Source organism: Orenia metallireducens, from assembly GCF_003001995.1.
GTDB lineage: Bacteria > Bacillota > Halanaerobiia > Halobacteroidales > Halobacteroidaceae > Orenia > Orenia metallireducens_B.
This window is the reverse complement of the sequence record NZ_PVNB01000010.1, coordinates 106,703-118,625: the sequence shown is the minus strand read 5'-3', so window position 1 is coordinate 118,625 and position 11,923 is coordinate 106,703. Positions and strand designations below refer to the sequence as shown.

12 protein-coding genes are annotated in these 11,923 nt (G+C 32.7%); 4 read left to right on the top strand and 8 right to left on the bottom strand.

Annotated features, from left to right (window positions below; translation table 11 throughout):
• The 4 genes from BX659_RS08910 to BX659_RS08895 all read right to left on the bottom strand — a co-directional run.
• The coding region (locus BX659_RS08910; RefSeq protein WP_146129055.1) for a hypothetical protein at nt 1-236 on the bottom strand (236 nt) is incomplete at its 3' end.
• A gap of 81 nt (nt 237-317) precedes the next feature.
• Nucleotides 318-506 carry a hypothetical protein gene (locus tag BX659_RS08905; protein ID WP_097019698.1) on the bottom strand — a complete coding sequence of 63 codons (189 nt, stop codon included), beginning with the start codon at nt 504-506 and terminating at the stop codon, nt 318-320.
• A 16-nt stretch (nt 507-522) separates the two neighbouring features.
• Nucleotides 523-708, bottom strand: a complete 186-nt coding sequence (locus BX659_RS08900; RefSeq protein WP_097019697.1) for a hypothetical protein — start codon at nt 706-708, stop codon at nt 523-525.
• Between the two features lie 111 nt (nt 709-819).
• On the bottom strand, nt 820-1,005 hold the full coding sequence (locus BX659_RS08895; protein WP_097019696.1) for a helix-turn-helix transcriptional regulator: 186 nt from the start codon (nt 1,003-1,005) through the stop codon (nt 820-822).
• A 177-nt stretch (nt 1,006-1,182) separates the two neighbouring features.
• Here BX659_RS08895 and BX659_RS08890 point away from each other — a divergent pair, with 177 nt between their 5' ends.
• The 3 genes from BX659_RS08890 to BX659_RS08880 all read left to right on the top strand — a co-directional run bounded on the left by BX659_RS08890 (nt 1,183) and on the right by BX659_RS08880 (nt 4,034).
• On the top strand, nt 1,183-1,584 hold the full coding sequence (locus tag BX659_RS08890; RefSeq protein WP_172432022.1) for a helix-turn-helix domain-containing protein: 402 nt from the start codon (nt 1,183-1,185) through the stop codon (nt 1,582-1,584).
• A 61-nt stretch (nt 1,585-1,645) separates the two neighbouring features.
• A complete protein-coding gene (locus BX659_RS08885) occupies nt 1,646-2,128 on the top strand; it encodes an ImmA/IrrE family metallo-endopeptidase (RefSeq protein WP_097019694.1) in 483 nt (160 codons plus the stop codon).
• A gap of 193 nt (nt 2,129-2,321) precedes the next feature.
• Nucleotides 2,322-4,034 (top strand): recombinase family protein, encoded by a 1,713-nt coding sequence (locus BX659_RS08880; protein ID WP_106231815.1) that lies wholly within the window; start codon nt 2,322-2,324, stop codon nt 4,032-4,034.
• Between the two features lie 432 nt (nt 4,035-4,466).
• On the opposite strand, the gene BX659_RS08875 is transcribed toward BX659_RS08880, so the two are convergent.
• Nucleotides 4,467-5,186: a hypothetical protein gene (locus BX659_RS08875; protein ID WP_097018967.1), complete on the bottom strand. Its 720-nt coding sequence runs from the start codon at nt 5,184-5,186 to the stop codon at nt 4,467-4,469.
• Nucleotides 5,187-5,981: 795 nt separating this feature from the next.
• A complete protein-coding gene (locus BX659_RS08870; RefSeq protein WP_172431965.1) occupies nt 5,982-8,504 on the bottom strand; it encodes an alpha-L-arabinofuranosidase C-terminal domain-containing protein in 2,523 nt (840 codons plus the stop codon).
• 442 nt (nt 8,505-8,946) lie between these two features.
• On the opposite strand from BX659_RS08870, the gene BX659_RS08865 reads away from it, so the two are divergent.
• Nucleotides 8,947-9,735 (top strand): AraC family transcriptional regulator, encoded by a 789-nt coding sequence (locus BX659_RS08865; RefSeq protein WP_097018965.1) that lies wholly within the window; start codon nt 8,947-8,949, stop codon nt 9,733-9,735.
• Nucleotides 9,736-9,935: 200 nt separating this feature from the next.
• Here BX659_RS08865 and BX659_RS08860 read toward each other — a convergent pair whose 3' ends face one another.
• Both BX659_RS08860 and BX659_RS08855 read right to left on the bottom strand, forming a co-directional pair.
• Nucleotides 9,936-11,303 carry an MATE family efflux transporter gene (locus BX659_RS08860; protein WP_097018964.1) on the bottom strand — a complete coding sequence of 456 codons (1,368 nt, stop codon included), beginning with the start codon at nt 11,301-11,303 and terminating at the stop codon, nt 9,936-9,938.
• Between the two features lie 196 nt (nt 11,304-11,499).
• Nucleotides 11,500-11,898 (bottom strand): hypothetical protein, encoded by a 399-nt coding sequence (locus BX659_RS08855; protein ID WP_097018963.1) that lies wholly within the window; start codon nt 11,896-11,898, stop codon nt 11,500-11,502.
• Between the last annotated feature and the right edge of the window lie 25 nt (nt 11,899-11,923).

Here is an 11,923-nt window from a genome sequence, read left to right as displayed (position 1 = left end):
ATAAAGTTGATATGATATCTATCCTGGTCTACAATTTGACCCAATATCTTGAGCATATCCTTTAACCTCATCATTCCTTCTAATCTAGCTACTGGCATCATCCTTGCTCCTTTTATTTTAACTATTTCATAATCCAGCTTCTGATTTAAAGCATCTATCCTTTGAACTAGGTTCACCTTTTTATCTATCTCAAAATTATAATTAAGCTTATTTTCTAGTGCTTGTGCATATTTCATTGATAAAACCTCCATTGCTGTGATATAATATTCGTAATTGAATTAATAAAATCTTTATTTTGGTGTGATAATCAAGTTGCCCTAAAACTTGTTATCACACCTTTTATTTACATAGGCTTTATATTCATTCTCTTGAATCTCCTGTTGATTTAATTTCTTTATACCTTGATTCTCCCTATCCTTAAATCTCCTATTAATATCTGCTCCTACCTGAAGATACACTCCTTTTTGATTTTTATATAAATCTGAGGTACTATAGAGTAATATCAAATTATCCACCTCCCCATTAAATTGCTAAGCTCAACCATCTTTGTTGAAGAAGCTTTAACTCCTGCTCTAGCTCCTCTTCAGTAGCTATTCCGTATTCATTCTTTAATATTTGTCTTAAATACTCAGCTTTTTTTGATGGTATTGTATTCCCTTTATTATCTACAGTATCTAAGTAGCTTAGCTTCTCAGCTCCTTGCGACATACTTACACCCCCATTACCTTTTTTCAATACATATTCAAGTTACAATTGGGAACTATAAATTAATATTAAGGTTAAAAAACATTATCGAGGTAACGATATGTAACTTTAAAGTTAAAAAAATATCTCTGTTACCTTTGTTCCTAGCAGTTGTACCAAGCTTCTAATAACCTTTAATGAAGGATTCCTATCCCCATTCTCAATTAAGGTATAGGCTGACCTTGATATACCTATATTCTCAGCTATATCCTTTTGAGTCAGGTTCTTGGATAGTCTCAAATCCTTTAAGCTATCACACATTATTTTCACCTCCTTAAGTTACTATTTGTTACTCTTATCTATAATTATAAGTTACTTTTAGTTACTTGTCAAGGCTTTTTTATCCTTTTATTTAATTAATTAATACATTTTGTTACTTAATGTTTCTTAAAGTAACATTTTATGATATTATATTATTATCAGAAAGGAGAGTATGCTATGTTCTCTAAACGCCTTAAGGAATTAAGAACTCAAAAAGGAATATATCAAAAAGAATTAGCAGAGGTATTAGGAGTTTCTAGACCTACTATCACCCAATATGAGCAGGGAAAAAGAAATCCTGATACAGATATGCTTAATAATATTGCAGATTACTTTGAAGTATCTGTAGATTATTTACTTGGTCGTACTAATAAGAAAAATGAAATGGCTAAACTAGAAAAAATCGCACCAAAGGGAACTCTTGAATTACTTAATGAAGAGGAGCTAGAATTTTTATTAGAAATAGCTAATGATAATCAAAGACAAGTATTACTTAGAGAAAGTAGAGGCTTGACCGATAGTGATTTGGCTAAAGCCATTAAAATAATTAAAGCATTTGCAGAGGAGGAAGACAAATAAGGGTAAAACCTCTTCCCCCTCTTTTTCAACCTTTATATTAATCGGGAAAGGGGCTTTTTATATGAGAAGAATAAAACATGCTGAAATTGAAGCAAGAAGGTTTTTAGCAGAGCATAGACTTAGCTTACCCTTGAATTTGGAAGAAGTAGCTAAGCTTTTAGATACTAAGATAACTTATGCAAGTTTTCAAGGTGATGGAGCTATACTATATAAGGGTAATAAGTATAATCTGATAATTGCTAATAAAAATCAAGAACTTGGACAACTCCGCTTTAATATAGCTCATGAGATTTCTCACTGCTTATTAAAGCATGAGGGAACCTTCTTTCATACTCATCCTGGTAATGATAAGCCCATTTACGAAAAATGTGCAGATACATGTGCCAGCGAGCTATTAATACCAAGGCTAGAGCTTAAAAGAAAGTACCCTCTATTTAATGGTGATGTGAAGAAATTAAAGAAACACTTTATGGTTTCAGAAAAGGCAATGGTCACTAAGCTACAAATATTAAATTTATCCTACACCAATACTTTTTATCGTTAGAAAGTATTTTTTATTTTATCCTTTAAAGAAAAAATTAACTTTATTGGTTATAAATCAATGGGGTTATCTTGAATTTATTGAAAAATAACCACAATGTTATTTAACCTAGATTCTAGGCTTAACCTTAAATATAACTTCAATCTATAGTTTTTTAGCATTATACCTATAATAGTGTTATAAGGGAGGAATTATATTGAAAAGAGCAGCAATTTACACTAGAGTATCTACCCATCATCAAATTGATAAGGACTCTCTTTCCTTTCAGCAGCAAGAGCTTGAAAACTATTCTAAGTATGTCCTAGGAATAGATGATTTTGAGGTTTTTTCTGATGCAGGCTATTCTGGGAAGAATACCAATAGACCTGGCTATCAAGAAATGATAACTAAGATTCATAATAATGAATTTACTCATCTCTTAGTCTGGAAGATAGATAGAATTTCAAGAAATCTCATTGACTTTGCTAAAATGTATAATGAACTAAAGAATTATAAGGTAACCTTTGTATCTAAAAATGAACAATTCGACACTAGCTCAGCTATGGGCGAGGCTATGCTTAAAATAATACTAGTATTTGCAGAGCTAGAGAGAAATCTAGCTTCAGAGCGTGTTACCTCCATTATGATTGATAGAGCACAAAAAGGCCTTTGGAATGGTGCTCCTACTCCATTAGGCTATGATTATGACCCCGACACTCAAAAGCTAACCATTAATGCTGATGAAAAAACAAGGGTTAAATTTATATTCAATCAATATGAGAAGTATGGGTCTACTAGTGAAGTTAAATATCAGCTAGAGAGCTCAGGGATTAAAACTAAACAGGGTGCCTCCCATTGGACCACAAAAACCATATCTCAAATCATGAGAAACCCTATTTATAAAGGAACCTATAGGTATAACTATAGAGAGTCAGGCAGGCAGAAAATAAAGGATAAGGAAGAATGGGTATTAGTAGAGGATTGCTTTCCTGCTATTATATCTAATGAACAGTGGGAAAAAGTGAATCAGCGATTAACTAAAAATTATAAAGGCTCACTTACTAACAGAGAGAGAAATAAAAATACTCATGTATTCTCTGCCATTATCAAATGTCCTATCTGTAATCAAACCCTTCTTGCTAGTCCTGGTGCAAAGAGAAAGGATGGCTACATTCCAAGTATTTATAAATGTAGGAATTACTCCTTATCCAAAGTAAAGCATTCTAAATGCCCTCATAATAACTTCATATCAGAGGTTAATTTGGGACCATTTATATTAAGCTATATTGCAAATCTAGTTAAGGCTAAGGAGCTTATAATGGATAACAGTATCTCTAAGCAGGAATTACAGAGCATATTGACCCAAGGAAAGTATTTTAAGGAGGTCGTGGGGATTGACTCTGAAAGCTTAAATACTACTTATAATATAATCTCTCAATCAGGAAATAAAACCTTCTTTGAAATTAAAAAGGAAGAAAATCAAGATAATAACCTAAAACTAGATAATCTAAAAAAAGAGAAGCAAAAGTATGAAAGAGCCTTAAGTCGCCTTGAAGATTTATACCTATTCTCAGAAGACGCTATGAGTAAAAAGGATTATTTAATTAAGAAAAAAGATTTACAGGATAAAATTGAAGAAATCAATGACAATATTTTTGATATTAATTCTAAAAGTAACTCTCCAGCTGCCGATTTAAGCTTTATCCAAAAAGCCTCTCAATTTCTAATAGCTAAAAATATACTGCAAAACAATATAAATTATAAGAAACTATGTATGACTAATAGAGATTTACTCAAAGACTTTATTCAAAGTATTATTAACAGAATATTAGTTGATGATAAGAAGGTTTTAGAGATAGAATTTGTAAATGGATTCAAACATAAGTTTATCTGGGAAGAGAATGCCAAAGGACTAAAGGGAAGAATGTAAAGCCAACCCCTCTACTTTACTAGCCGAGGGGTTTTTATATGTTTAAGTTAGTAATTCTAGCTATGCTATAATTTCAACTAAATAGTTTATCTTTTTATTTTTAAAGTGGGGGCAGGCAGTGATTATCCGACTGCCTGCTCCCATATCAAACCAAATTGGTATAACATACTACACCTCCACAGTTTATTTGATACTTCATTTTAATATGTAAATTTCTTTTATAAGCGATTTAATATAAATTATACCTTTTCTGATCAATCTGATAGGTTTGTTTTTTATATTGTCTTTCCCTGCAAAAATATATTTTTTCTTAGCGTTCTCTACATAAGAATTCAGCCCTTTCCCTTAAAACTTAACTCAATCCTTCTATAGTTTGGCTATAATCCATCATCCTCCTTCTTTTTGGTTATACAACTCTACTTCAAGAAAAAATTAAACTTCTTTAAATTGTATTGTTCCTCCATGCTTCTCTACAAGATTTTTAAAAAATATCTTTAAAAAATTATCTTCTACTTCAGGAAATTGATGATTAAGCCTAAACTCATTATTAGTCGCATATCCTCTCCATTCATTCCTATAAAGATCACGAGGTCCCCCATCTTTAGTTGGATTAGGTTTTGCTATCTCTTCTGGTAGTTCAATTTCTGTTTCAATAAAAAAATTATCCAAATAACCAATGCTCTTTAATATCTTTTTAAAATCAAATAATTGATAGGCATATTTGAAATCTGTCATAACCCAAAACCTCTCATTCATATCAGACCAACTATGAGTATCAATAGGGGTTCTTCCTTTCCGATATGTTCCAACAATGAAATTCAATTTGTGTTCGGGGGTAAGGTTGGTTTCTTTTATATATTCTTTCTTGTCAACTTGATAATCTGACTTTAACCCTAAAATCTGTAGAATTTCTTGAGTAGCCAAAGGACCAGAACCCCCATATCCACAGTTGGTCTGAAACCAAATTTGATTCTCTTTATCATCTTTTAATATGAAAGTATAATTAAAATGACTATTACCTTCATTTTCATATGGAGAATCTTCACTATGCCTAAATATTTCAAATTCTTTCACATTTCCAATTTGATCAGCATTTCTTTTTACAAACTTAACATTATAATCACTTACATGATCATCACACTTCAATATCATCTTCTTTCCTCCTCATTTATTTTAATGTAAATTAATAATTTTAAGAAAAATATCTTTCTCTAAATTAATCCTTTGATTATATATACGCCTACCAAATCAAATTATTCATCATAATACATATTTTTTTTATACTATACTTGTTTTTTTTACATTATGAATCATTTTTATATATATGCATATAGATTTATGTATCATTTTTTTATATATAAATTAAAAATATTTTTTTAAGTAATTATCTATATATTATTTTCTATATAGAAAAGACCCTATCAAAAACGAAAACCCCTCTACTCTAGTTGAGTAAGAGGGGTTTTTATATATTCAATTTAATCATTCTAGCTATGTTACACGGACAACCGTAGGTTTGGATTAAATATTTCTTATCCTTTGCCATATTTCTTCCTCCTTTTGATAATACATCTCATTTCGTAAACTATAACATTATATATTATAACATAAAACCTTTTATTTAAAAGTGATAAATAGAAAAAATCATTAATAATATGATGTAAATAGACCTACCATTGAATAGCAGATCTATTTATATCATATTAAATTTTTAATCTTATCTCCAAACCTACCTATTCCATTCTCAAAGTTTTTCCTCCAATTCCTACTCCAAATCCTTTCTATAGTCCAACTTTTACCCTCTATCTCTGGCTATATATCTGCCTTTCTTTAGCAAATTTAGCACTATGATATAATATACAGACCGAAATATTTCTAAAACTTAGTACATCTTCTTCACAGCAAATTAATTGTTGTGATCCCAGATGAAACCATATTTTACTGAGGTCACAACACTATTTTTGCATTTAAAACATTAATAGAATATTTTGCTGCCTTAAAAGTAAATGTCTTTGCTCCCTTAGTAATCTGACTTTCTTTTGGAGATACTTTCAACTTATGATTCATACTATTTACTTCATCAAGTTCTGCTGAAAGTGTCTTTACATCAACAATAGAATCAATATCACAATCCAAATTCACTTCCACCTCTATATCTTCATTTCCTACATTTATTAGCTTGATATATATATTCTCATCTTCTATTGATGCTACTTGGTATATTAACGGATGAAGCAGATGCTCCTTCTTCTGAACCAATACATCATTAATATAACATTCATATCCAAAATGATTTGCTACAATCTTATACGTATTAAACTTGGTATAGTCAATATCAAGGGGTGTTTGTTCAGGCTCAGGTTTATTAAACTCAAAGAAGTGCTTTCTATCTATGACACCCTTTCCATCTTCAATCTTCCAGATCTGATTTCTGACTGATCTAAGATTCCAGTCAGGATCCTTAGGCTCATTACAACCAGCATCCGTCTTAGGATGAAAATTCCAAGATGACAATGTAACTATATTATCCTGCTCAAACTTTAAGTCTATCTCAAAGGTATACTCCTCCATGTCCTCAGTGCCAAATGTAGCCCACATAAAATCTCTCTCATCACTTTGCCCCGGCCAGCGGTGTCCTCTTATAAACTTCTCAAATGCTCTATTCCAGGTATCGCTCTTACCTACAAATGAATGCTGATTGCCACCTCTTTTCATTGTATAGATATCATCTTCTTTAACAAAGCTTCCATATACTGTCCGGCTAATATCAACTGCTTTTCCATTTATCCTAGCATTCTTCATCTGCATACCTGGCTTTTCACACATTACCCCAGGTACTCCCTTGTACACTGGAGGTCTTCTCTCAACATCTGCACTTGTCTCTATCACTGTTTTTCCTCTATACTCAGCCATCATAGCAATAGCATGATAACTTGGAATACCATATACCTGATGATTATCAAAAACAATCAGATTAGGTTTCCATGTTGTATAATCAGCATTCTGAAATAGTGGTGCATAGGCTGATAATTTAACAATATCCTGATTTTTTTCAATTCCTGTTAAAAATACTGCTTCAGCAAGAGCACATTCCATAGATGCTATTGTATTTCCGCCATTAACAGCATATTCACCAATAAAGATTTTTGGTCCTTCTCTATCATAGTCGTCAAATTTAGTATCATTCTCAAGAAAATATTCAGGACCATTATAGTAATGCTCATCAACATACTCTGTAGGAAGATTCTCCTGCTCTGTATGGGAATTTGAAATATATATGATATCTGGATAGGCTTCCTTTAAGGCTTTGTAAAAGATTTCATATCTCTTATTATATTCAGGACCAAAATTTTCATTTCCTATTTCAACATACTTCATGGCAAAGGGTTCTGGATGTCCTGCTGCTGCACGCATAGCCCCAAATTCTGTATCCACTGCTCCAAGAGCATATTCCAAAGCATTGAGGGCATCCTGCACAAGATTATTCGTTTCTTCCATGTCAAAGACTTCACCATTTCTAGCCTGACAGCTCATACCACAGTTACAAACATACATTGGCTCCATGTTTAAATCCTCGCATAGTTGCAAATATTCATGAAAGCCCAATCCATTTGTGGTTCTATAATGCCACATAAGCTGGTGACTAGGTCTTTGCCAGACTGGTCCAATTGTATCCGAAAATCTCATCGCTGTTTCTTTTGAAAGACCTTCTACCACACATCCCCCAGGAAAACGCATAAATTTAGGATGAAGGTTTTTTAACATTTCAACGAGATCTTTTCTAAGCCCATGACCCATGTATGTATCCTCTGGCATAAGTGATGTAAAACCAAAATTAATTTCACAAGGTTCATCAACCTTAAAAACTACTCTACCCTTAAAATCATCTGCATTTGCTTTCAATTTGTAGTCCAGTCTCTGCCAGCTTCCATCGGGAAGAATTTCTTTTGTATCACTTCCGTGTACCACTCCCTGCTCGCTTTCAAGAGAAACTGTCAAATTACAAACCTTATTAGCTTTATAAAAAAGATATAAATTATATTCTGCTCCACTTTTTACAGGAACTCCTGAATAACCAATATTCCAAATCTTGCCGCCTGCTTCAAATTCAACTTTCATCGAACACTCTCTATTATCATTAAGGGTATCACTTTTATCAAGATTTATAACAGCATTCTCACTATACCAACCTGGTATACTTGTAAAGGGAACAGCTGCTGCCCAATCATCCATGCCCTCTCCATGATTAAATCCACCGGACCACCCACCCCTATTTATATATATCAGCTGCTTTTCATCAGTTGTACATCCTGCCGGCACCAGAGAGTCCTCAAAAGATCTATTTCTTATCATTTCTGGATAAAGACCACCATCACCGGCTCTATTAATATCTTCAAAGAATAAACCATAAAGATCCTCGGCTACGGGAAACATCTCTTTTTTTGTATTTACATATATTTTATTTTTCATAATACTAGAACACCCTTTCCGATACTTTATTTTTTGACCAAACAACTTCACCATCAACTGTTATCCCACTAAGTACAGTAAATTCTTCAGAATTTTCATAATCATAGGCAGTAAATAGATATGTTTTTTCTGGTATAAGTTCTATGGATTATGGGACTCAAAACATGGCTTTAAATCTCTGTTATGCTTGTTTAATTCAAATCCAGGTTTCATATTCTTTTCCCTCTTTTCATTTTTTATAAATTTAGTTAAATTATTTGAAATATCTGCTGCTTGCTAGCAATCCTAAATTCAATGTATAAAATAAAGTTTCATATCATTATTATACCAAATACAGAATCATTAACCATATCTTTTCTTCCGTTTTATTTGATTTTTTTTCCGATTGTTGTATAATAAAAAAACAAGTTTCCATCACACTATGGGAAAGAGAGGACTATCAATGCTAAAGATAAATTATTGTGACTATAATCATTCAAATCCTGATTATGACCAAATTTACAGGCCTTTAGGTAGTGGCGACTACCTTTTTCTATTCTTTATTACACCAATGAAAATAAAAATTGAAAATAATACTATTTTATCAAAAGAGAATGCTTTTATTCTGTTTCCAAAGGGAGCTCCACAGGAATACAGAGCTGTCAAAAAGTTCAAAAACAGCTTTTTACACTTTTCTGCAGACGATGATGACTTTATAGAAAAATATAATATCCCTGTAAACCAGATTGTTTATCCTTCCAATACTGAACCTATCAATGATATTTTCAAACAGATATATGTAGAATTTTGCGTGAAAAACATACACTATATAGAAAAAGCAGATTGCCTTATAAAGCAACTTTTTATTGAATTTTCAAGGCAGCTACAATCTAGCTCTTATGGTTTGAACAAAAACTTTAATCTTTTTGAGCAATTTCACAAGGCTAGAGTTGAAATACTCACCAACATAGAAAAAGACTGGACCGCAGAGTCTATGTCTTCTCTCACAAACCTAGGAACCAGTCAGTTTTATAAATATTATCAACATTTCTTTTCACGCTCACCTAAGTCTGAGCTTTTAGAAGCCAGGATTACCAAGGCGAAATACTTATTAAAGGTAGATGGTCTTCCTGTAAATCAGGCCGCCACTTTATCAGGCTTTAATAACCTGTCTCACTTCTCTCGATACTTCAAGAAAACCTGCGGTATAACACCGTTAGAGTACTCTAAAACCAAGTCTGTTGATAAGTAATCTGTCTAGTCAAAAGTTAACCTGCCATCTAAGCTCTTAAATTTAGTCCATGTTTTAATTGTTAGGTAAATATTTTCCCTACAAAATCCACTTATTAATAGAATCAACTCTATAATAAAGGATTTAGACAATATCCAGTTGGATATTTAAAGAGAAGTCTACTCTTCTTGCTATCGAAGGTATTAGCATAAATTCATTTATTAAATATAAACGCCACTTTTTGTATACTTTTCTTTCTTAAATTCTTTTGAAACAATTATAAAATAAACTAGACAGAATATTACCTGCACAAAAGTGGAAGAGGGAGTTGCAAGACCTATATAAAATAATGAGGCTGGAGCTGCTTTGCTGATGATATAAGATAACGGAATTCTAATACAAAAGGCACCAAAAATTCCTTGAAACATAACAAAGGTTGTTTTACCACATCCATTAAAAAATCCAGTCATACTAAACATGAAGGAAGTCATTAAAACGTCGATAGCATAGGCTTTCATATAATCCCAAGAAGCATTTATAACTGCAATATCCTTTGAGAAGATTCCAGAAATAAGGTTTCCATGAAAAAAAGTAAAGTATGCCATCACAACACCAAAGCATAAAGAAACACTAATACCATAAGCCAAAGTCTTTTTGGCTCGAGTATATTTGTTGGCACCATAGTTTTGAGCCACAAAAGCAGAAACTGACTGCGCAAAAGCCGATGGCACAAGCATAATAAGTCCAGCTAACTTTTCTGCAACACCAACTCCTGCCGAAGCAATAATACCCAGTGAATTTATAATGGTGGTAATAGCCAAGAAGGATAAGTTTACAAGTCCGTCTTGTAGGGCAATTGGAGCACCATATTTTAGAATTTGGGAAGTAATCCCCTTATGAAAGCGAATACTACTCTTTGAAAATTCAAAGGGCAATCCACGCTTCTTAATAATGACGATAGAAAGTATTACACTAATTGCTTGGGCAGATATAGTTGCAATTGCTACCCCTGCAACACTCATATCAAATCCTGCAACTAAAAAAACATCACCGGCGATATTAGCCACACTGGCAATTGCTACTGTTATAAGTGGGGTTTTAGAATCTCCAATCCCTCTAAAAATACCACAGATTACATTATAAGCAATAATAAAAATAGTACCTGCCGAACAAATATACACATATAACACCGTATCGTCAAATGCCTCTACAGGTGCGTGCATTAGTCTTGAGATTGGCACAGCAAAAATAAGCATAACAGCAGTAATGATAGCTGCAAGTACAGAGAAGATACAGATACCACTACCTACTACATTGCCTGCTTCTTTAAACCTCCCTTGACCAATCTTTTGTCCTATTAGTATTGTAACACCCATTGCAAAGCCGTTAATAATAGAAGTAATAGTCATCATCACTTGACTTCCCGTTGCAACTGCCGAAACATCTGTAGCTGCACCAAATTGTCCGACAATTATAAGGTCAACAGCACCATATATTACTTGCAACAACATAGCAAGAAGTACAGGCATTGCAAACTTTAATAACGGGGATAAAATTTCACCTTCTGTTAAATTAGATATCTTTGTCATAAATATTTTCCTTTCTTAAAAAAAAATAAGCCGGATAAAATAGTATATCTCTCGACATACCATCTTATCCGGCAAACTTACTTCTTAGGGTCTCCCCTATGGAGCAAGCTTCCTCCGATGAATATTAAAAATTTTATCAAATTTTTAGGGAACTGTCAATATCTTAGAATAAATTATTTTAAAGGAACTAAATTGGTTAATTTTTCCTTATAATAATCATAATCCCCTTTGGAATCGCTCTAATGCTACCTCTTAAATCGGCTCTTTCAAGCCAAGCCAGCTCTTGACTATCAGTTATTATCTCTGGCTTAGTTATCATTTCACCATTGCTATCCACACCAATACTATTATTCTCTATAAACAATCTACATTCTTCTCCTGCACAATCAGTCCCCTGAAGCATATATCGAGCTGATAATATTCTATCTTCTCCATACAATTCTTTTTGAGTATCTACAGCCCCTGGCATAATCTTTCCTTTAAAAAGCTCACAGTCAGCATATCCACCAAAATGAATCATTGCTACTTCGCCCTTGCTTCCATGTATTTCATCTATAGCTGTAATTTCAACATTAATTATTAATACTTCTTTCATATAGACATTCCTTTCAATTAATGAT

Excerpts from the sequence above, each read along its gene's own strand:
- BX659_RS08900 (WP_097019697.1), bottom strand. The coding sequence starts at position 708 with ATGTCGCAAGGAGCTGAGAAGCTAAGCTACTTAGATACTGTAGATAAT.
- BX659_RS08895 (WP_097019696.1), bottom strand. The coding sequence starts at position 1,005 with ATGTGTGATAGCTTAAAGGATTTGAGACTATCCAAGAACCTGACTCAA.
- BX659_RS08890 (WP_172432022.1), top strand. The coding sequence starts at position 1,183 with ATGTTCTCTAAACGCCTTAAGGAATTAAGAACTCAAAAAGGAATATAT.
- BX659_RS08885 (WP_097019694.1), top strand. The coding sequence starts at position 1,646 with ATGAGAAGAATAAAACATGCTGAAATTGAAGCAAGAAGGTTTTTAGCA.
- BX659_RS08875 (WP_097018967.1), bottom strand. The coding sequence starts at position 5,186 with ATGATATTGAAGTGTGATGATCATGTAAGTGATTATAATGTTAAGTTT.
- BX659_RS08870 (WP_172431965.1), bottom strand. The coding sequence starts at position 8,504 with ATGAAAAATAAAATATATGTAAATACAAAAAAAGAGATGTTTCCCGTA.
- BX659_RS08865 (WP_097018965.1), top strand. The coding sequence starts at position 8,947 with ATGCTAAAGATAAATTATTGTGACTATAATCATTCAAATCCTGATTAT.
- BX659_RS08860 (WP_097018964.1), bottom strand. The coding sequence starts at position 11,303 with ATGACAAAGATATCTAATTTAACAGAAGGTGAAATTTTATCCCCGTTA.
- BX659_RS08855 (WP_097018963.1), bottom strand. The coding sequence starts at position 11,898 with ATGAAAGAAGTATTAATAATTAATGTTGAAATTACAGCTATAGATGAA.